General features: G+C 44.7%; 20 protein-coding genes. 10 read left to right on the top strand and 10 right to left on the bottom strand.

Annotation, left to right across the window (positions count from 1 at the left end; translation table 11 throughout):
- Position 1 precedes the first annotated feature (1 nt).
- The 3 genes from arsC to R7E51_RS12765 are packed head-to-tail and all read left to right on the top strand — an operon-like array spanning position 2 to position 1,385.
- The gene (arsC, locus tag R7E51_RS12755) at positions 2-352 is read left to right on the top strand and encodes an arsenate reductase (glutaredoxin) (RefSeq protein WP_005380410.1); all 351 of its coding nucleotides are present in this window, start codon (positions 2-4) and stop codon (positions 350-352) included.
- A complete protein-coding gene (wrbA, locus tag R7E51_RS12760) occupies positions 353-922 on the top strand; it encodes an NAD(P)H:quinone oxidoreductase (protein ID WP_005380409.1) in 570 nt (189 codons plus the stop codon).
- Between the two features lie 22 nt (positions 923-944).
- The gene (locus tag R7E51_RS12765) at positions 945-1,385 is read left to right on the top strand and encodes a DUF2069 domain-containing protein (RefSeq protein ID WP_005380407.1); all 441 of its coding nucleotides are present in this window, start codon (positions 945-947) and stop codon (positions 1,383-1,385) included.
- A 140-nt stretch (positions 1,386-1,525) separates the two neighbouring features.
- On the opposite strand, the gene R7E51_RS12770 is transcribed toward R7E51_RS12765, so the two are convergent.
- Entirely contained in the window at positions 1,526-2,734 is a 1,209-nt protein-coding gene (locus tag R7E51_RS12770) for a DUF2066 domain-containing protein (protein ID WP_005380405.1), read from the bottom strand.
- A gap of 365 nt (positions 2,735-3,099) precedes the next feature.
- Here R7E51_RS12770 and R7E51_RS12775 point away from each other — a divergent pair, with 365 nt between their 5' ends.
- Positions 3,100-4,353 (top strand): uracil-xanthine permease family protein, encoded by a 1,254-nt coding sequence (locus R7E51_RS12775; RefSeq protein WP_005389855.1) that lies wholly within the window; start codon positions 3,100-3,102, stop codon positions 4,351-4,353.
- Positions 4,354-4,469: 116 nt separating this feature from the next.
- Here the strand turns inward: R7E51_RS12775 and upp are convergent, their stop codons facing one another.
- Entirely contained in the window at positions 4,470-5,096 is a 627-nt protein-coding gene (gene upp, locus R7E51_RS12780) for a uracil phosphoribosyltransferase (protein ID WP_005380401.1), read from the bottom strand.
- A gap of 179 nt (positions 5,097-5,275) precedes the next feature.
- Between upp and purM the strand changes: the two genes are divergently transcribed.
- Positions 5,276-6,316 carry a phosphoribosylformylglycinamidine cyclo-ligase gene (purM, locus tag R7E51_RS12785; RefSeq protein ID WP_005389861.1) on the top strand — a complete coding sequence of 347 codons (1,041 nt, stop codon included), beginning with the start codon at positions 5,276-5,278 and terminating at the stop codon, positions 6,314-6,316.
- A gap of 151 nt (positions 6,317-6,467) precedes the next feature.
- A complete protein-coding gene (purN, locus tag R7E51_RS12790) occupies positions 6,468-7,124 on the top strand; it encodes a phosphoribosylglycinamide formyltransferase (protein ID WP_005394347.1) in 657 nt (218 codons plus the stop codon).
- A gap of 389 nt (positions 7,125-7,513) precedes the next feature.
- Here the strand turns inward: purN and R7E51_RS12795 are convergent, their stop codons facing one another.
- Both R7E51_RS12795 and lpcA read right to left on the bottom strand, forming a co-directional pair.
- Positions 7,514-8,359: a class II glutamine amidotransferase gene (locus tag R7E51_RS12795; RefSeq protein WP_005385395.1), complete on the bottom strand. Its 846-nt coding sequence runs from the start codon at positions 8,357-8,359 to the stop codon at positions 7,514-7,516.
- A gap of 50 nt (positions 8,360-8,409) precedes the next feature.
- The gene (gene lpcA, locus R7E51_RS12800; RefSeq protein ID WP_005380392.1) at positions 8,410-8,985 is read right to left on the bottom strand and encodes a D-sedoheptulose 7-phosphate isomerase; all 576 of its coding nucleotides are present in this window, start codon (positions 8,983-8,985) and stop codon (positions 8,410-8,412) included.
- Positions 8,986-9,361: 376 nt separating this feature from the next.
- Between lpcA and fadE the strand changes: the two genes are divergently transcribed.
- Positions 9,362-11,806: an acyl-CoA dehydrogenase FadE gene (gene fadE / locus R7E51_RS12805; RefSeq protein WP_169628596.1), complete on the top strand. Its 2,445-nt coding sequence runs from the start codon at positions 9,362-9,364 to the stop codon at positions 11,804-11,806.
- Between the two features lie 203 nt (positions 11,807-12,009).
- On the top strand, positions 12,010-13,785 hold the full coding sequence (locus R7E51_RS12810; protein WP_206957662.1) for a SulP family inorganic anion transporter: 1,776 nt from the start codon (positions 12,010-12,012) through the stop codon (positions 13,783-13,785).
- A gap of 73 nt (positions 13,786-13,858) precedes the next feature.
- Here the strand turns inward: R7E51_RS12810 and R7E51_RS12815 are convergent, their stop codons facing one another.
- The 5 genes from R7E51_RS12815 to dnaQ form a co-directional block, all read right to left on the bottom strand.
- On the bottom strand, positions 13,859-14,269 hold the full coding sequence (locus tag R7E51_RS12815; protein ID WP_005391824.1) for a GNAT family N-acetyltransferase: 411 nt from the start codon (positions 14,267-14,269) through the stop codon (positions 13,859-13,861).
- An 84-nt stretch (positions 14,270-14,353) separates the two neighbouring features.
- Positions 14,354-14,746, bottom strand: coding sequence for a DUF1353 domain-containing protein (locus R7E51_RS12820; protein ID WP_206957663.1), 393 nt, complete (start codon positions 14,744-14,746; stop codon positions 14,354-14,356).
- 191 nt (positions 14,747-14,937) lie between these two features.
- Positions 14,938-15,468, bottom strand: a complete 531-nt coding sequence (locus tag R7E51_RS12825) for a hypothetical protein (RefSeq protein WP_005380387.1) — start codon at positions 15,466-15,468, stop codon at positions 14,938-14,940.
- A 222-nt stretch (positions 15,469-15,690) separates the two neighbouring features.
- Complete coding sequence (locus tag R7E51_RS12830; protein WP_206957664.1) at positions 15,691-16,941, bottom strand: TIGR03503 family protein; 1,251 nt, start codon at positions 16,939-16,941, stop codon at positions 15,691-15,693.
- 8 nt (positions 16,942-16,949) lie between these two features.
- On the bottom strand, positions 16,950-17,672 hold the full coding sequence (gene dnaQ / locus R7E51_RS12835; protein WP_206957665.1) for a DNA polymerase III subunit epsilon: 723 nt from the start codon (positions 17,670-17,672) through the stop codon (positions 16,950-16,952).
- Between the two features lie 59 nt (positions 17,673-17,731).
- On the opposite strand from dnaQ, the gene rnhA reads away from it, so the two are divergent.
- Positions 17,732-18,196 (top strand): ribonuclease HI, encoded by a 465-nt coding sequence (gene rnhA / locus R7E51_RS12840; RefSeq protein ID WP_005380384.1) that lies wholly within the window; start codon positions 17,732-17,734, stop codon positions 18,194-18,196.
- Here rnhA and R7E51_RS12845 read toward each other — a convergent pair.
- Positions 18,193-18,939: a class I SAM-dependent methyltransferase gene (locus R7E51_RS12845; protein WP_017636046.1), complete on the bottom strand. Its 747-nt coding sequence runs from the start codon at positions 18,937-18,939 to the stop codon at positions 18,193-18,195. The two genes, rnhA and R7E51_RS12845, sit on opposite strands and share 4 nt — an antisense overlap.
- 37 nt (positions 18,940-18,976) lie before the next feature.
- Between R7E51_RS12845 and gloB the strand changes: the two genes are divergently transcribed.
- Positions 18,977-19,735 (top strand): hydroxyacylglutathione hydrolase, encoded by a 759-nt coding sequence (gloB, locus tag R7E51_RS12850; protein WP_017636045.1) that lies wholly within the window; start codon positions 18,977-18,979, stop codon positions 19,733-19,735.
- Positions 19,736-19,909: the final 174 nt, after the last annotated feature.

The following is a 19,909-nucleotide window of genomic DNA, read 5'->3' on the forward strand; positions in this document are numbered from 1 at the left end:
CATGTCAGTCGTGATTTATCACAACCCTCGTTGCTCAAAGAGCCGTCAAACACTTGAACTGCTTGAGCAAAATGGTGTTACACCGGAAGTCGTCAAATACCTAGACACACCACTTAACGTGGATGAACTAAAAGCGCTGTACGCCCAGCTTGGCTTTTCATCTGTACGTGAAATGATGCGCACTAAAGAAAGTGAATATAAAGAGCTTGGCTTAGGCGAAGACTCCGTCAGCGATGAGCAATTATTCGAAGCAATGGCGAAGAATCCAAAGTTGTTTGAGCGTCCGGTTGTCGTTGCTAACGGCAAAGCAAAAATTGGTCGCCCACCAGAGCAAGTGTTGGATATTTTATAAATGGATTGCCAGATCCTTATTTTGTATTTCAGCCGTCATGGCTCGACAAAACAACTGGCAAGACAAATAGCAAGAGGAGTCGAATCGACTCCTCAATGCCAAGCAATTTTGCGTACAGTTGAAGAATTGTCACCTCACTCACACTCCCCTTCTGATCCAATTGTTACTCTAGAGGAACTAAAAACGTGCGACGGTCTAGCGTTTGGCAGTCCCGTCTGGTTTGGCAACATGGCTGCGCCTTTAAAGCACTTCTGGGATCAGACTACATCTTTATGGGTCAGTGGTGACTTAATCGATAAGCCTGCTTGTGTCTTTACCTCTTCGTCCTCGATGCATGGTGGTCAAGAAACAACGTTACAAAGCATGATGACCCCTTTATTGCATCACGGGATGATGGTTTTGGGCATTCCTTATTCCGAGCCAGAGTTACACACTACGCAGTCCGGAGGCACTCCGTATGGCGCCAGCAGTGTAGGCCATGAGGCAACCCTAAGCAGTGAAGAGATTCGCCTGGCACAACAATTAGGCAAAAGGCTGGCAACTGCAGCGTTAAAACTAAAAGTCTGTTAGTAAAATCAAGGATAGTTAATCGATGTCTGACTCTTTAGACCAAACACCACTCGGTACACAGGCTAAAACCTATCGTTACCTAGCTTTATTTGGCAACTTAGCCTTATTAGCCTGGGTCGCTATTTGGCAGCTTGCGTTATCCCCTCATCCCCACCTCAGCAGCACAACACTTGCTATTGCTTGGTGTATTCCGCTACTACTTCCGTTGCCTGGTATTTTAGCTGGTAAGCCTTACACTCATGCTTGGGCTAACTTTGTTCTTATGCTGTATTTCTTGCATGCGCTGACCATCCTTTATGTGGATGGGGGTGAACGCTGGCTTGCGGCAGTGGAACTGATACTGACTTCACTCGGTTTCGCTGGCAATATTTTGTTTGCTAGAGCGAGAGGCAAAGAGCTAGGTCTTAAGTTGAAACGCCTCTCTCAAGTAGAAAAAGAAGAAAAAGCGAAATTCAATAAATAACGCCAATTGCAGTCAATCACTGATCATTGGTTCGAATACGAATTTAGAAAACAAAAAGAGTCGCAATTGCGACTCTTTTTTATGCTTACCACATTGGTCTTTGATCCTTGCGTTTCACGCCTGGAACGCTACCAAGGAGATTACGATGCCGAGCGCCACTCGTAGATCAAGTCATACTGTTCTCGGGCAGGCTCCACAATCATCGGCTGAGTTGGCTGTGTTTCGTCACTTGCTTCTGCCACAATATCTACTGGTACTTCAGGCTGCGCTTCTTTTGGCGTCGCGGCGTCTTTTGCTTCATTACTCTGAACCAATGGCTCTTCTTCTTGAGTTGAAGCTGGGGCATCAACTTCACCTAAAGGATCTTCAAAAACCATTAATTGAGAAATAGAAGAAGCTTCTTTCTCAAAAGCTTGTTGTGATGCCAAAAGGTGGATGTTGAGCGTTAACTCGTCCCCTTGAACACGCTTAATCTCTGTACCCGCAACCGAATTAAGTTGTTTTAACGCATTCTCTAAACGGAAGAAGTCCGTGGCAGAGGTTACATTAAGGACTTTCACTGCTAGCGCTTTTGAAGACTTTCCTGAAACCACAACTGCACTCTTACTTGCATAGTAGTCTGCGATGCCATCCACCATTTCTGCAATAGCATTAGCACCTGATACAGACCCGCTACGCGGAGAACGTTGCGCTTCTACAATTCTCGTTGGCGACTGGTCGTAGAGTGTCCAACGAATTTGTTCACCTTGAGCCCGTACAACCAAAACGGCGTCAGCTGGGTAGCGCTGGCTGGCTTGACCAATTGGCTCAATAAAGCCGCCCCAAAGATCAGAGACATTAACACCGGTTACATCATCAAAATCCCCAACCGGGATAGTGATTGGTAGGCCTCTTAATTTCGCTGCGCTACGAAGTGCTGCAACATTTGAAGATTCAGAATGTTCCCACGCAATGTTACGATCGTAACCCTGTTCTTCAACCATCCAAACTAAAATATTGGCACGATTTGGCGACCAAGATGGCAATTGTGCTTGTGTTAAAAGAGAGCTGATTTGGTCGTTGTTAAACAACATTTTTAAGCTCGCTTTTCCATCAACCTGCCCATAGCTTAGTTGAGAAATGTAACGCGCACTTGAGCTAAGTGCCTTTTTAATCACTGGATTGCTTAAAGAGGATTGAGAACCGGTCGCTCGAACAATCACATCCTGCATACCTTGTTGACGAGCCAAAGACTCACCGTCGTTCTGCTCACTGTCGATAACCACTTCGGCACGATAGATATCCACCTGAGTTAATGCATATACTGGTAGGGACAACCAACCTATCAGTAAGAGAGCTAAATAGCGCATAGTTTTTATAATCCTCTGAACAAGAACCCGAATAATAAGCAACTATCAAATCTTGAGCAAGGTAAGTACTGAGTAAATTGTCTGTATTATGACCAGCTTTGTTAACTCGGGCCTCAACCAGCGCTTCAGTGCTATTTTTTATAATAAACTCATTGCTTATTAAGCTATCTCAACAAGTTAGGCTGTCCATTTTTCATCTTCACGCAAGACACGTAAAAGAGGACAATTTGCAAGCAAGCAACTCTCAAAAGTGCCATTTATGGGAAGAATTCAATCGAAAGTTTGATCTATGCAACATTGCAAACGATTGCAGGATGATAGTATTCGCCGGATTTGTCTGCGTATCTTGAAAATAGGGAATTATTATGAAAAACGCGTTACAAGGCGCTCAAATGCTCTTTGTCGCTTTTGGTGCTTTGGTGCTTGTGCCGCTCCTAACTGGCCTTGATCCAAACGTAGCCCTCTTTGGTGCCGGTGTCGGTACTCTCCTCTTCCAATTAATGACTAAACGTTCTGTTCCCATCTTCCTTGCCTCTTCTTTTGCGTTTATTGCTCCTATTATGTTCGGTATCCAAACTTGGGGTATCGGTGCAACGATGGGCGGCTTGATGGCAGCGGGCTTAGTTTATGTGGCTCTAGGGGCGATGATCAAAGTGCGCGGTGTTGGATTTATCCATAAAATTCTCCCGCCTGTTGTCGTTGGCCCTGTGATCATGGTTATTGGCCTTGGCCTTGCCCCAACAGCAGTGAACATGGCGGTAGGTAAAACTGGTGATGGAGCTGCACAGCTAGTTAATGGTGATGCTGCGATCATTATCTCGGCGGTCTCACTGCTCACAACCATTGTACTCAGCGTTTTTGCAAAAGGCTTTTTGAAGCTCGTTCCTATTGTTGGTGGTATTCTTGCTGGTTACTCTGTTTCTCTATTCTACGGTGTGGTTGATTTCACTCCCGTAGAACAAGCGGCTTGGCTAGCCATGCCAAACTTCACCGCGCCAGAGTTCAATATCAACGCAATTTTGTTCATGATTCCTGTCGCTATCGCACCTGCGGTTGAACACGTAGGTGACATGCTTGCTATCTCAAACGTTACAGGTAAAAACTACCTGAAAAAACCAGGCCTTCACCGCACAATCGCAGGTGACGGGGTGGCAACTATCGCAGCTTCGATGGTGGGTGCTCCACCAAACACCACTTACAGTGAAGTAACAGGAGCGGTAATGCTAACCAAAGCATTTAACCCTGTGATCATGACTTGGGCAGCAATCACCGCAATCGTACTTGCATTGGTAGGTAAGCTAGGTGCGGTTCTTCAAACGATTCCAGTTCCTGTCATGGGCGGCATCATGATTCTGCTGTTCGGCTCCATCGCAACGGTAGGCCTCAACACACTGATCAAGAATAACGTTGATTTGCATAAGTCTCGTAACCTAGTGATTGTTGCCGTAACCCTTGTGTTTGGTATTGGTGGTATGGCTTTCGGTATTGGTGAGTTCAGTCTACAAGGTGTGAGCCTATGCGGTATCGTGGCAATTATTCTTAACCTTGTGCTACCAAACGATTTAGGTGAAAACCACGTTGTGGATAACGCACAAATGGAAGAAGAAAGCGCGAAATAGTACGTCTTCGCCGCTTTATTAGGTGGCGTGTCTTACTTTTCTCCTCTTGTAGATACAAAAAAGGCTTGGTTTTCACCAAGCCTTTTTCTGTTCAGTCATAGTAATACATCAAAGAATTACTTAGTACCGAAGATCTTATCACCTGCATCGCCTAGACCCGGAACGATGTAGCCTTTGTCATTAAGCTTCTCATCGATTGCCGCAGTGTATAGCTCAACATCTGGGTGTGCTTTTTCTAGCGCTTCAATACCTTCTGGTGCAGCAACAAGTACCAGCACTTTGATTTGGTTACAACCTTTCTCTTTTAGGAGATCGATAGTAGCAATCATAGAACCACCTGTTGCAAGCATTGGGTCAACAACAAGCGCAATACGCTCCTCGATGTTTGAAGCAAGCTTGTTGAAGTAAGGAACTGGCTCAAGCGTTTCTTCATCACGGTAAATACCCACAACACTGATACGTGCGCTTGGCATGTGCTCAAGAACTCCATCCATCATGCCTAGACCTGCACGTAGGATTGGCACTACGGTTACTTTTTTACCTTTAATCTGGTCTACTTCTACCGGACCGTTCCAACCATCAATGGTCACTTTTTCTGTTTCAAAGTCTGACGTTGCTTCGTAAGTAAGTAGGCTACCGACCTCAGTCGCTAACTCACGAAAACGTTTTGTGCTGATGTCACCTTCTCTCATTAGACCAATTTTATGTTTTACTAGAGGGTGCTTTACTTCAACAACTTTCATGTCCATCTCCGGCTATAGTTGGCAATATTTAAACAAACCTTCAGATTATACATGATTTTCACAGGGATATCAGGATAAATCACTAAAGAAAAAAACAGACGCAAACGTTTGCTATCTATGTTTAAGCACTGTTAGAATAGCGCCGTTTTCATATCCAACTTAATACCGAGGACTTCCCTGTGAGTGGTAACAACTCTTCTCTTAGCTATAAAGACGCTGGTGTAGATATTGATGCAGGCAACGCGCTTGTGGATCGTATTAAGGGTGCGGTAAAACGTACTCGTCGCCCTGAAGTTATGGGTGGTATCGGTGGTTTTGGCGCGCTATGCGAATTGCCAACTAAATACAAACAACCTGTACTGGTTTCTGGTACTGATGGCGTTGGCACAAAACTTCGCCTAGCACTGGATATGAACAAGCACGACACGATTGGCATCGACCTAGTGGCAATGTGTGTAAATGATCTTATCGTGCAAGGCGCAGAGCCACTGTTTTTCCTAGATTACTACGCAACAGGCAAACTAGACGTTGATACCGCAGCGGATGTTGTTTCAGGTATCGCAGAAGGGTGTGTTCAAGCAGGTTGTGCCCTAATTGGTGGCGAAACTGCGGAGATGCCTGGCATGTATGAAGGCGAAGACTACGACGTAGCTGGTTTCTGTGTTGGCGTAGTAGAAAAAGAAGACGTGATTGACGGCACGAAAGTCGCTGCTGGTGATGCACTTATCGCTGTTGGTTCAAGCGGCCCACACTCAAACGGTTACTCCCTTATCCGTAAGATCCTAGAAGTATCTGGTGCAGATAAGAGCGAAGAGCTAGCAGGCCGCACTATTGGTGAGCACCTACTAGAACCAACAAAAATTTACATCAAGTCAGCACTTAAGATGATTGAGAAACACGACATCCATGCGATTTCTCATATCACTGGTGGTGGTTTCTGGGAAAACATCCCACGCGTACTGCCTGAAGGCACGAAAGCAGTTATCGATGGTAACAGTTGGGAATGGCCAGTTATCTTCAAGTGGCTACAAGAGAAAGGCAACGTCGACACACACGAAATGTACCGCACATTCAACTGTGGTGTAGGTCTAATCGTCGCACTACCGAAAGACCAGGCAGATGCAGCAGTTGCTCTTCTTAAAGAAGAAGGCGAAAACGCGTGGGTGATTGGTCAAATCGCACAAGCAGACGCGAACGAAGAGCAAGTTGAAATCCAATAATTTGCAAATCGAGCTCAAAAGATAAGAAGAATGAGGACACTAGATGACTAGGTCCTCATTTTGCTATCTAGAACACTAAAAACCATTCTATTAGTAGGTAGTTTAGAAGCTACATAACTCCAACCTACAATACCAAGGCGCTCTCGACATCATGAAAAACCATACCCTAAAAAACATTGTGGTCCTCATCTCGGGTAACGGAAGTAACCTGCAAGCTATCTTGGAAGCTTGCGAAGACAGCATGCCAAACGCACGAGTGGCAGCCGTGTTCTCTAACAAAGCAGATGCTTTTGGTTTAGAACGTGCAAAAAAGTTTGATGTGGACGGTCACTTTGTCGACCCTAAAGCATTCAGCTCGCGTGAAAGCTTTGATGCAGAGCTAATGAGTCAAATAGATGAATACCAACCAGACGTGATTATTCTTGCTGGTTACATGCGCATTCTGAGCAGCGCATTTGTTTCTCATTACATGGGTAAGATGATCAATATCCACCCTTCTCTTCTACCAAAATATCCTGGGCTACACACACACCAGAGAGCAATTGATGCTGGCGATAAAGAACATGGTACGAGTGTGCACTTTGTAACGGAAGAGCTTGATGGTGGCCCTGTCATACTGCAAGCAAAAGTTCCTGTGTTCGAAGACGATGATGCTAGTGTACTTGCGGCACGTGTTCAGGCGCAGGAGCACCGAATCTACCCTATGGTGGCTAAGTGGCTGGTAGACGAGCGGTTGATCATGAAGGATGGTAAAGCCTATTTAGATGGCGCAGAGCTTGGCGTACATGGGTACGCCTCAGATGAGTAGCCCTGAATAATAAACTCCAAGCACAAAAGAGCAGCCTGAGGGCTGCTCTTGGTTGTTTTAATACTTATAAACTTGATTCAAGAAAACCATGGTGAGACTAGAAACCTAAAACCCAGCATTCTAAAAAATCCCATAACCACTTGAGTAACATAACACTCGGAAAGTAGATTCTGCATCTGGTTCGTTCTTCACCGTTCAGACTGACGAGGTGTTTTATGAGAAATTTCTATCAGTTACGTCTTTACAACAAGCCTTAGCGAGACTAGGACTCTACTACCAGCACTCTAGAAAGTAAGAATGCTCATCCGTATCCGCCCTCGGTTTAAAACGCATAAAAATAAAGCTCGCGATTAAGCGAGCTTTATTTTTATATTCAGAGTAAGAGACCATCACTCTAACGGTTCGGTTGGCGCTTGATTGCCCGGCTTAGCCGCCGCAAACGGCACATTTACCAGTTCAGAGGCATTATTTTTGACTAGTTCACCTAGGTGAAACAAGCCGTATTCGCCAGGTTTCATACGCTGCCAAGCTTCGTTGCCCGTCAAAGGTTGAGTTGCGATCACAGAAACGATGTCATGTGGCGTTGTTTCTTCTTGGAAGTTAATTTCCACATCTTCATCAAGCAACGCGGCTTTTCCAAACGGTGCGCGTCTTGTGATCCAATACAAATGATTGGTGCAATACGTCATTACATACTCACCATCACTCAGAAGCATGTTAAATACACCCTTCTCTTTTAGCTCATCACAACATTTAGCAACATATAAGAATACCGACTCCATATCCTTTGGTGGCTCAGGATATCGATCTTCCATTTGCTTCAATAACCAGCAAAATGCCAGTTCACTATCTGTCTCACCGACAGGTCTATGTCGACCTGTATGCAAGTCTTGGTAGCCAGAGAGCTGACCGTTATGCGCAAACGTCCAATACCTACCCCACAGCTCACGTGTAAAGGGATGAGTATTTTCTAAATTAACACCACCACGATTCGCCTGTCGGATATGACTAACGACCGCACGACTTTTGATGGGATAATTTTGTACCAACTCTGCTATTTTAGACTCACAACTTGGCTTGGGATCTTTGAAGGTTCGAAAGCCCTTCCCTTCGTAGAAGGTGATCCCCCATCCGTCACGGTGTGGGCCGGTTCGACCTCCACGCTGCATGAGCCCAGTAAAACTGAAACAAATATCCGTTGGAACATTAGCGCTCATACCGAGCAATTCACACATGGTTTAAAAAACTCCCTAACAACACAGCTCGAAACGGTGGCCGTAAACGATTATTCCATCTCTTTTTCGATCAACTGAATGATGATATGAATAATCTTAATATGAATTTCCTGAATGCGGTCTGCATAACCAAAGTGTGGCACGCGGATTTCAATATCTGCAAGGCCTGCCATTTTGCCGCCATCTTTACCTGTTAGCGCAATCGTCTTCATGCCTTTCGCTTGTGCTGCTTCAATCGCTTTCAGGATGTTACCTGAGTTACCTGACGTCGACAGACCAAACAGTACGTCACCTTTTCGACCAACCGCTTCTACATAGCGTGAAAACACGAAGTCATAACCAAAGTCATTACTCACACAAGAAAGGTGGCTTGGATCTGAAATAGCAATACCAGCATAGCCAGGACGATTTTCTCGATAACGGCCTGTTAGCTCTTCGGCAAAGTGCATTGAATCACAGTGAGAACCACCGTTACCACACGACAATACTTTACCATCTTGCTTGAATGAGTCAGCAATCATTTTCGCCGCTGCTTCGATTTGCGCAATGTTATGGTCATCGCTTAAAAATTTGTTGAGCACTTCAGCAGCTTCGTTTAATTCACTTCTAATCAGATCATGGTACATAAGACGTTCTCTTTATTATTTCGGCTTCAGTCAGCTCTAGACTCACTGAGCAAATTGTTCTGATACCAATTTGGTATCGGACATTTCATAAACCTGAACTCGGGTTTGATTACTCTGAGTTTACCCACAAACGAGAATTAGTGTCGATAGTGAACCAACAGATTTAGATTAGTGATGGTAATAAACTTGTCAACTTGCTCATGAAACCATCACTCAAATCTCAACTTTAGAATTTTAACTCTACTTAGATCACTTTTTATCCAATCTTATGTTTTACATTTCCTTAATATTTTGATTACACTTAAACCAACTGGTTAGACCTCTTACCTAACATACAGACGTACAAAACTTATAAAGTCTGAAAAGGAAAATATATATGGACATCTTGCTCTCAATCATCACGATGGCGATCGTGCTAGGCATTACGCTCTACCACCGCATGTCTCTCGTGAAATCTATTAGCTTACTCACCGCGGCCATGCTGGCTCTTACAGTAGCAGGAACTGTCGGCGTTATTGGTTGGGCTATTTACGTTCTCGCCGCAGCTGTGCTCGCGGTTCCTGGCGTACGTCAGTCTTTAATTAGCCGCAAAGCGTTAGTGCTTTTCAAGAAAGTGCTGCCAGCTATGTCTCAAACCGAAAAAGAAGCGTTAGACGCAGGTACCGTCTGGTGGGAAGCCGAACTGTTTAAAGGCAAACCAGAGTGGCAAAAGCTACACGCGATTCAAGCACCTAAGTTAAGTGCGGAAGAACAAGCCTTTTTAGACGGCCCTGTGAATGAAGTGTGCGCCATGGTGAGTGATTTCCAAGTGACCCATGAACTCGCGGACTTACCGCCAGAAGTTTGGCAATACCTGAAAGATCATAAGTTCTTCGCCATGATCATTAAGAAAAAGTACGGTGGTCTGGAATTCTCAGCATACGCGCAATCACTAGTACTACAAAAACTAACGGGTGTTTCTGGCGTTCTATCGTCTACCGTTGGTGTTCCTAACTCTTTGGGCCCAGGTGAGCTACTGCAACACTACGGTACTGAAGATCAAAAAAATCATTACTTACCGCGTCTAGCTGAAGGTAAGGAAATCCCTTGTTTCGCCCTAACAAGTCCAGAAGCGGGTTCTGACGCAGGCTCTATTCCAGATTACGGTGTGGTCTGTAAAGGCGAATGGGAAGGAAAAGAAGTACTGGGTATGCGCCTGACTTGGAACAAGCGCTACATCACCCTAGCGCCAGTCGCAACGGTACTAGGCTTAGCATTTAAACTTCGCGATCCTGAAGGTTTGCTAGGCGACAAAGAAGATCTTGGCATCACTTGTGCGCTTATCCCAACTGATGTCAAAGGTGTTGAGATTGGTAACCGACACTTCCCGCTCAATGTACCATTCCAAAATGGTCCAACGCGCGGTAAAGACATCTTTGTTCCTATCGATTTCATTATCGGTGGTGAAAAAATGGCGGGCCAAGGTTGGCGTATGCTGGTTGAGTGTCTGTCGGTTGGACGTGGTATCACGCTACCTTCAAACTCAACAGGTGGCATCAAAACTGCGGCAATGGCAACCGGTGCTTACTCACGTATTCGCCGTCAGTTCAAACAGCCGATCGGCCATATGGAAGGAGTTGAAGAACCATTAGCACGCTTGGGTGGTAATGCTTACGTGATGGATGCAGCAAGCAACTTAACCGTTGCGGGTATCGACTTAGGTGAAAAACCTTCAGTTATCTCAGCTATCGTGAAGTATCACTGTACGCACCGCGGCCAGCAAAGCATCATCGATGCAATGGACATCGTAGGCGGTAAAGGTATCTGTATGGGACCTTCTAACTTCCTAGCTCGTGGTTACCAAGGTGCGCCAATCGCAGTAACGGTTGAGGGTGCTAACATTCTAACACGCTCAATGATCATCTTTGGCCAAGGCGCAATCCGTTGCCATCCGTACGTTCTTGAAGAAATGAACGCGGCGTATTCTGAAGCAAGTAATGCTGTCGAGAAATTTGATAAAGCGCTTGCTGGTCACGTGAGCTTTACAATGAGTAACCTAGTGCGCAGTATCTGGTTTGGTTTGAGCGACGGTCTGGGCTCTTCATCGCCAACCAAAGATGCAACCAAGCGTTACTACCAACAATTGAACCGCTACAGTGCAAACCTTGCCTTACTATCGGATATCTCGATGGCAGTGCTAGGTGGCTCTTTGAAGCGTAAAGAGCGTCTATCAGCGCGTCTTGGTGACATTCTAAGCCAGCTATATTTAAGCTCTGCGACGTTGAAACGTTTTGAGCAAGATGGACGCCCAGTCGAAGATTTACCATTAGTACACTGGGGTCTACAAGACAGTTTGAAACAAGCGGAAGTGGCGGTAGACGAATTCTTAGCAAACTTCCCGAACAAAGTGATTGGTCGTGCACTGCGCGTGTTAATCATGCCATTCGGTCGTGTACGCAAAGCGCCAAGCGATAAACTAGACAGTAAAGTGGCGCGCATTCTACAAACGCCAAGTGCAACGCGCTCACGCATTGGTCGCGGTCAATACCTTGAACCAACCGAGCACAACGCAGCAGGTAAGATTGAGCTTGCGCTGTCAGTCATTCTTCAAGCTGAACCTGTGTTTGACAAAGTATGTAAAGCGCAAGGTAAGCGTCGCCCATTCTTACGTTTGGATACGATTGCTCAGGAAGGGCTAGAGCAAGGCTTTATCACGCAAGAAGAAGCCGATCTACTCAGAGAAGCGGAACAGCATCGTCTAGATACAATCAACGTTGACGACTTCGAGCCGGAATTGCTCGCCGCAAAGCCGCTATACCCTCAGATGGATAGCGTTGCCTAACTCTCTAATCTGAAACCATACAACGGGAGTGACAACTCCCGTTTTTTATTGCTTCCAGAATCGGATTCATAACACCTCACACTACAAAGCCCCCCTGCGCAATAAAATCCTCGCACTCCAATCTTTCCCCCGATTTCCAGTGATAACTAACTCACAGACGTTCCAACTAAGCGGTGTATACTTTAAGTAACTCACTCACATATATGGTAAATCCGTTGGCTAAAATATTACTCGCACAGTGGTTCCCAGGGCTTGTTCAGCTTAAGCATTATCAAAAAGAATGGTTTGTTAACGACTTTAGAGCCGCCTTTTCTGTTGTCGCGGTTGCACTGCCAGTTGCCATAGCTTACGCCCAGTTAACTGGTGTATCCGCAATTGTCGGTCTGTATTCGTGTGTACTGCCAATGTTGGTTTACGCCATGATGGGCACATCTCGACAACTCATTGTCGGACCCGATGCAGCAACCTGTGCAGTGATTGCTGCTGTTGTGACACCACTTGCCGCAGGTGACCCCACAAAACATTGGCAGTTGGTTATGACTATGACAGCGATGACGGGGATTTGGTGTGTACTGGCAAGTCGTTTCAAGCTAGGGGTATTTGCAGATTTCCTTTCTCGTCCGATTCTTTTGGGTCTACTCAACGGTGTTGCTCTCACAATTATCGTTGGTCAGTTTGCGAAAGTAGTCGGTTTGAAATACGAGCAACGTTATTTACTGGAACGTTTATGGGAAGCTCCACAACGATTAACCGATCTTCATTGGCCTACTGTAACTCTGAGTATCGTGACAGTTGTCGTTTATTTGCTCACCAAACGCTACCGACCAACTTGGCCTGCTGCCATGCTGGCGATCCTCGTAACTACTGCGTCAGTTTGGTTTTTCAATTTACAAGAGATGGGCGTATCGGTTGTCGGACTCACTCAAGGTGGCTTCCCTCAGTTTCAAACACCGGAGTTTGAGCTAGGTGAAGTTCGTGAACTAGTGGTCCCGGCTCTCAACCTTGCGATTGTCAGTTTTGTTAGCATGATGCTCACTGCCCGCAGTTTCGCTGCTAAAAACGGTTATGATATTGATGCTAATAAAGAGTTTCAGGCGTTGGGTTTTGCCAACATTGCCTCAGCGTTTTCGCAAGGTTTCGCGATAAGCGGCGCTGACTCACGCACAGCCGTCAATGATGCAAATGGCGGTAAATCTCAATTAGTTTCGATTGTCGCCGCAATCACCATTGCCATTATTGCGGTATTTATTTACGAGCCTTTGCAGTTCATCCCTATCGCTTCACTTGGTGTTGTATTGATCATTGCGTCCCTATCGCTGCTCGATCTTAAAGCAATTTGGAAATTAAAATCTCGTGACAAAGATGCATTTTATCTGGCCATCATTACTTTTATTTCTGTGTTGATCGTGGGTGTAATACCGGGGATCACTTTGGCGGTATTGCTAGGGCTGTTTCAATTTTTACGGATTGTCATGCGACCGAGTGATCAGCTACTTGGCTTGGATGAAAAAGGTACCATTCGGACCATCGACGACTCAGGAAAAGCTTCGCCTATTCCTGGAATGGTGATTTACCGCTTTAACTCACCGCTAACTTACTTCAATGCTCCTTACTTTAAACGTAGAGTGTTAGAGCAGGCAGAGCATCACAAAGACGCAAGTTGCGTTGTCATCGACGCCGTATCGAGCTTTACTCACTTGGATCTCAGTGTGATGGCAACACTGGCAGATATTCACAATACTTTGAAAAAGAGAGGTGTACGCTTAATCCTCGCAGGAAGGAAACGACGTCTTCGTCAATGGTGTGAGCTTACTGGTATCAGCACCAGTGAAGGAGGCATCTTACTGCGAGCTGATATGTACCTTGCCATTAAACTTAGTGGCTGTTACATCAGTGCTGTGGGTGAGGGACAAATTCCTACTGTTCAAAAAGAGCCTGATTTAGAGCAGCCACCCAAACCAATTCCAGAAGTGGCTTAAATACAAATTTAATATAGAAAACAGGAAATTAAACTCCTGTTTTCTAGTGCTTATCTTCACAGCTGAATACGTGTTACGCCTTTGGCTTAAACTTTTTTGTCATCCCTTGGCTTTTAGGAGCCACCAGCCTATAACCAAGCTTTTCGTAAAAGACCGGTTCATCAGCAATCATAGAAACGTAAGAGCCTTCAAGTGCAACAGAAGAAAGATAACCGTCGATGTATTCCATGACTTTTCTACCTAAACCGTTGCCTTGATAATCAGAATCAACGGCAACGTCGACAATTTCGAAGTTACACGCCCCGTCACCAACAACCCGACCCATTGCAATGAGCTTTCCTTCATCCCGAACAGATACGCCATATAACGAATTGGGTAGACCAATTTCAGCAGCTTTCAACGATTTGGGTGATAGCCCGGCTTTGATACGCATATCACAGTATTCTTTCGGGCTTGGCACATGCTCTTCATATCTTATTGTCATTATGTACTACTCCTTTGTATCACCTTGGAGCTTACATAACTAAACTGTATAAATAAACAGTTAAACGTTGGAAAGATGTTCCCATTAAGCACACAAAGTATCGGGTCTAGAAAAGAACCCGCCGACAACTCTGACGCCATAATAGGTATAAGTTGCTCTGAAGCTAGACATTCCTTTTTCTAAACATGTTTCTCTCAACAACGTATCCGCATGCTTTCGAGCACTTTGAGGCAACACCTCTTCCCTCATGAGTTGGTAAAGAGCATCATGTACTAAAGAAGCTTTCATAATGTTTTTTGTGTCTAACGCTGGCCCACTCGCTCCATCCCATGCATAGCCCTTTTTAATCGTTAACACGCCTTGTTTGGACAAACTAAGAAAAGGGCTGTCATACGCCTGACTCACTGAAATGTGAGTCTCAATCTTTTCTTCAGAATGGAGAGTGTATTTGTACTTCTGACGCTTTTTGTATTTCATCAGAGACCTCGCGTTTACTTATTCTTATTTATCACGCACAGCTGAATATTTATCCAGAAACCCTACAAGATCGGCTCTTGTTATTATGGCGTACTACCTATTACAAAGCCCAAATCAATATGAATAGAACTCCATGCAATCAATAAAGCCAGAACCCCTGACTTTATTGATCAAAATTCAACCAGAAACCCTTATTCTGAAGGAAGTCTACTCAATTTTTTATGGATATCTTCTACAAAATTGGCTTGTTCACTTGGAGAAACCTCTAGAACATAATGAAAAAACGGACTTGTATGCTCAGTAATTTTATACTCTTCACTTAACAGCTTAATTACTTGTTCATGATTAAATCGTGCGGAGACTAAGCCACTCTCGGTTTCTTGAGTTATAACTATATAGTGAGCGGTTGGAAAAACCGTAAACCTTCCTTCGACAGGAAACCAGGGAGCAAAAGAAATAATCTCGTCATCAATTATGTATGCTTGAGGTTTACTGACATAAGTGTAAGGGTACTTTTCATCTAAATAGGGTCTTGCTGTATCAAACAAGCCATCATAATAAGTTGGTATTTCTACTTTTTGGATTTTACTTAAGGGATCGAAAGTGAAGGTATCAAGTGATTTTAAATTATTACTTCCCGAATCTGGATTATTAACACCATTATCAATAGAAGAACAACCTACAATTATCACTGCACAAAAAAAAGCTAAAATTTTATTCATTATTTCTTTTATCTTTAATTGATTGTTTTGAAAGTTAGTCACATTAAAAATGCAACCAATTTAGAAAGTAAAAATGATATATTATTTATATAAAATCCCAAACATATATTTGAATACAGTAAACTTAAATATTCATAATTTATCCATTTTTCTTCTTCCAACTTGGTAACTTGATAAAAAAACGGAGCCGATTGGCTCCGTTTCTCGCTTTATGTGTTACTACTATTTCTTTGGTACTTCTAATTGCATCTCTGGCATGGCATCGCGCTTCGCTTTAATTTTGCGCCAGACTATCCATGCAATGATCACAATCAGCAGCATTATCAAATTACCCACCGCGATAATAATCATGCTGCGCTTACGCTCAGCCTCTCGCTCAGCGATAATTTGCTTTTCCATTTCAATACGGCGCTGTTCGGCTAATTCAGCTTCTTTTGCAATTCGAGCAGCTTCTAGATCAACTTCATCAACAACACTGAAGGTTTGCTCTGGGATAGGAAACACCAACGAGCGCTGGGTTGCAAAATCAGTGGCAAAGATCTCGCCGCGCCATGCGTACTTACCAAGCTCAGCATCGTTATTGAGGTTCAACGTAACTCTCATTCCATCTTTAGAGACCTGTCCTTGGCTGTAACCAATGAAACCATCGGGAGCGTCCTTTTTCACTGTGACTGCAATAGAGCCTGGTGCAATCATACCTTGCTCGCCACTCACCACTAATTGGTGTGGCTTATCGTGATTACGAGCCTGAATAAAAGTACGAGAGATTGGGTTCGGATAAACCAAGATGACTTGTTCTTGCGCTCGTAAGAATACGCCATTGCCAGACGTGATGCGAGCGCGGTACTTACCAGGCTCAACGTCTATTGGGAGCTGAACCGTGAACACTCCATCCCCTGCTTTTTCATCCAAGCCGCGGCCGTCATCAGAAAACTCACCCACAACCATCGGCACTGGACGAGCTTCTTTGATCAGCTCATCTTCATTTTCGACAAACTTGGTAAATGTCACGCGCAGATTCACGCGATCAAGGAAGTCGCGCAATACAAGAGGTTTGCCGTCGGAGGTCAGGCGAGCTGTAAACTTAAGCGCTTCCCCATTATATAATCGGTTTGGGAACAGATCCGTACTGAGCTTTAGGTGAGAAATTAAGCGGATGTTATTTTTAGGCGTAACTTTCCCCACAGCCTGCCATGGACCTGGCATAGGGTTATCAACGGAAATAATATCGAGAGAGGCTTCTTGATACCAACGTACATTGTCGTAAGAGCCCCAAGCATAGTATTTTTTACCGTCAGGACGGACTAAAACAACTGGCTGAGAACTTTGCTCACGATAAACCAAAAACGTGATCTGCTCGATGGTTGGATCAACTCGAAAGCGATTGTCTAACAAAGACATTGTAGATTCACTCGCAGCACTCGAGAGACTACTCCATATCGCTAAAAACGCGACCAACAAAGCCCTCAACATAGCTTCTCCTATTGATGCCAAATACAGTCGTTCACCAACTCTAATCTTTTTTGGTGAGCTTCTAGTTCATCGGCACTTGCGCGCAAAACCTTTAGCGCTTTTCTTCCTTCAATACGACGAATGGTTTCTACTCCACCCTCTTGTTTATTCGCGTTAAATTCTAGACTCGTTTGACCACCCGTCATAAAGAGGTAAACGTCGGCTAGAATCTCCGCATCGAGCAAAGCTCCGTGGAGAGTACGGTGCGAGTTATCAATACCGTAACGTTCACATAAGATATCAAGGTTGTTTCGCTTACCAGGGAAGATTTTCTTCGCCATAGCAAGGGTGTCGGTCACCTTGCAGTAGTCGTCCGTTTTGCCGATGTTAAGATCGAGCATGCCAAACTCGTAATCCATAAAGCCGGTATCGAAGGGCGCGTTGTGGGCAACAAGTTCTGCGCCTTTAATAAACTCAAGAAACTCTTGGTGCACGCTCGCGTATTCCGGTTTATCAACCAAGAATTCATCCGTAATACCGTGAACTTCAACCGCTTCTGGTTGGATTTCACGATCGGGTTTTAAATAAACGTGGAAGTGACGACCAGTCAGCTTACGGTTGATGATCTCCACGGCACCGATTTCAATAATGCGGTGTCCCATGTAGTGAGGACCACCCTCGCGGTTCATACCTGTGGTTTCGGTATCGAGAACGACAATGCGGTTATATTCAGAATTGCTGCTGGTATTCATAAGGTTATGTATGTCAGACTATGCTTTATTAAATGTTTCGGCTAATAGTACCAAAAAATATGACCAAACACGTTGAGATTTTCACTGACGGTTCTTGTTTAGGTAACCCAGGACCAGGTGGTTACGGCATAGTATTGCGTTACAAAGACGTAGAAAAGACACTTTCCAAAGGCTATACGTTAACTACCAACAACCGCATGGAAATGTTGGCGGCTGTCGTCGCGCTGCAGACGTTGAAACAACCTTGCAAAGTCACTTTAACGACTGACAGCCAATATGTGCGCCAAGGTATTACTCAGTGGATCCATAACTGGAAGAAGCGTGGTTGGAAAACAGCGGATAAAAAACCCGTGAAGAATGCCGATTTATGGCAAGCTCTAGACAAAGAAACCGCACGCCATCAAGTTGAATGGCATTGGGTAAAAGGCCACGCAGGCCATCGTGAGAACGAAATGTGTGATGAGCTAGCCCGGACTGCTGCAGAAAACCCAACTGAGGAAGATACAGGTTACCAACCCTCTTAGCGAGATTCTTTCCTCATAGTGTTACCCTCTCGATTCATCACCCCAAGTGGTGTGAGCTTTTTCTTCAAGCGCCAATGCGGTTTGATAGGCTTGAGAGGGTATGTCCGTTTCCGCGCGACTATGTAATACAAACTCCCAGCGGGTGATGCCCAATCACCAAGACTATTTTCCAACCATGTCCACATCGTACGGTAACGTTTCATCGGAAACAGCGCATAACGATCACAATGAATCACTTGATAATTAAGTAACCCTAACCAGTCTTTGATGCGGTTTGACGTAAACATTCGTCCACTCCAAGGCAAATTATGTTTACGCCATGGAAGCAAACTCGCTAATCCAGTCAAGCTTAATGGGTTGAATCCAGTAATAATTACATAGCCATCATCCATCATCACTCTATCGACTTCACGCAACAAACGGTGTGGATCGCTTGCATAGTCGAGCTGATGAGCGAGTATCACAACATCAAAGCTTTTTTCCAAAAAGGGTAATTCGTAACCATCCGCAATCACATTATGCAACGGGTTCTGGATATCTACGTTGACTTGGTGTTGAATGTTACAATTACAGCTGGTTAGCTCACAGCTCAACCCGCCCAGTTTGAGCATATGGTAGCCGAAGAGTTTCGGGCACCATTCATCAAGTCGGGTCTGGATTGACTCAAGCACCCACGGACCGTTGTTCATTGCTGACCAAGTCGACGGGTGTGGTATAGTTTTGTTGCTGAGTGCTGGTTTCATTAACCACCTGACTAAAATGGGTGACGGAGAACGAATCGTGTTAGAGATCAAAAGCATACCCGCATTTAATGATAATTACATCTGGCTGATACAAAATAGCGATAAGCGCTGCGCAGTCGTTGATCCGGGCGATGCGAAGCCAGTATTAGAATTTCTGCAGGCTAACGAATTAACTTTAGAAGCGATTTTAATTACGCACCACCACAACGATCACATTGGTGGCGTTCCAGACTTAGTGCGTGCATTTCCTGACGTCGCCGTTGTGGGCCCAAAATCAGAGCCAATTCCAACCCTAACGACACCAATGGAAGAAGGCGACAAGCTGGAGTTGTTTGGTGAGATTTTCTTAGTACTTGGGTTACCCGGCCATACTTTGGGCCATATCGGTTACGTTGGGGACGGAAAACTGTTTTGCGGTGATGTGCTCTTTTCTGCTGGCTGCGGTCGTATTTTTGAAGGTACGCCTGAGCAAATGTTTGAATCACTGAGCAAACTAACGTCTCTACCAGAAGAAACTCAAGTCTTCTGCGCGCATGAATACACCGCGAGTAACGTGGCGTTTGCTCTAGCGGTTGAACCTGACAATGAGCAACTTCGCCAATATCGCGACGATGTAAACCGACTGCGAGCACTCAACATTCCGACACTTCCAACAACAATACGCAAAGAAAAGTGGATTAATCCGTTCTTGCGAACCTCTAACCCTGACGTGGTTCAATCTGTTGCTAGTCGCATTAAAAATAGCGATCCATGCTCGGTTTTTACTGCTTTACGCGAGTGGAAGAACGAATTTTAACCATTTTCTGCTTGTAAGTTTGCAAGACCCCAGTATTATCAGGGACTGATTTTTCGAGAAGCGCCACTGGCGCTTCTCTTACGTTTGGGGTTGATATAAATCTATTTGAATTTCTCCCCATTGCATAATTAGAAGCTCTTTGCCTCTATAAATTAGTTAGTGTTTAAAAGATGT

It is taken from the genome of Vibrio sp. Vb1166, assembly GCF_033338695.1.
Lineage (GTDB): Bacteria > Pseudomonadota > Gammaproteobacteria > Enterobacterales > Vibrionaceae > Vibrio > Vibrio alginolyticus.

Coding starts and splice junctions, on each gene's coding strand:
- dnaQ (WP_206957665.1), bottom strand. CDS start 17,672: ATGAATACCAGCAGCAATTCTGAATATAACCGCATTGTCGTTCTCGAT.
- R7E51_RS12845 (WP_017636046.1), bottom strand. CDS start 18,939: ATGAAACCAGCACTCAGCAACAAAACTATACCACACCCGTCGACTTGG.
- upp (WP_005380401.1), bottom strand. CDS start 5,096: ATGAAAGTTGTTGAAGTAAAGCACCCTCTAGTAAAACATAAAATTGGT.
- R7E51_RS12810 (WP_206957662.1), top strand. CDS start 12,010: ATGGTAAATCCGTTGGCTAAAATATTACTCGCACAGTGGTTCCCAGGG.
- R7E51_RS12815 (WP_005391824.1), bottom strand. CDS start 14,269: ATGACAATAAGATATGAAGAGCATGTGCCAAGCCCGAAAGAATACTGT.
- arsC (WP_005380410.1), top strand. CDS start 2: ATGTCAGTCGTGATTTATCACAACCCTCGTTGCTCAAAGAGCCGTCAA.
- fadE (WP_169628596.1), top strand. CDS start 9,362: ATGGACATCTTGCTCTCAATCATCACGATGGCGATCGTGCTAGGCATT.
- R7E51_RS12820 (WP_206957663.1), bottom strand. CDS start 14,746: ATGAAATACAAAAAGCGTCAGAAGTACAAATACACTCTCCATTCTGAA.
- wrbA (WP_005380409.1), top strand. CDS start 353: ATGGATTGCCAGATCCTTATTTTGTATTTCAGCCGTCATGGCTCGACA.
- purN (WP_005394347.1), top strand. CDS start 6,468: ATGAAAAACCATACCCTAAAAAACATTGTGGTCCTCATCTCGGGTAAC.
- R7E51_RS12770 (WP_005380405.1), bottom strand. CDS start 2,734: ATGCGCTATTTAGCTCTCTTACTGATAGGTTGGTTGTCCCTACCAGTA.
- R7E51_RS12775 (WP_005389855.1), top strand. CDS start 3,100: ATGAAAAACGCGTTACAAGGCGCTCAAATGCTCTTTGTCGCTTTTGGT.
- R7E51_RS12830 (WP_206957664.1), bottom strand. CDS start 16,941: ATGTTGAGGGCTTTGTTGGTCGCGTTTTTAGCGATATGGAGTAGTCTC.
- R7E51_RS12795 (WP_005385395.1), bottom strand. CDS start 8,359: ATGTGTGAATTGCTCGGTATGAGCGCTAATGTTCCAACGGATATTTGT.
- rnhA (WP_005380384.1), top strand. CDS start 17,732: ATGACCAAACACGTTGAGATTTTCACTGACGGTTCTTGTTTAGGTAAC.
- R7E51_RS12765 (WP_005380407.1), top strand. CDS start 945: ATGTCTGACTCTTTAGACCAAACACCACTCGGTACACAGGCTAAAACC.
- lpcA (WP_005380392.1), bottom strand. CDS start 8,985: ATGTACCATGATCTGATTAGAAGTGAATTAAACGAAGCTGCTGAAGTG.
- R7E51_RS12825 (WP_005380387.1), bottom strand. CDS start 15,468: ATGAATAAAATTTTAGCTTTTTTTTGTGCAGTGATAATTGTAGGTTGT.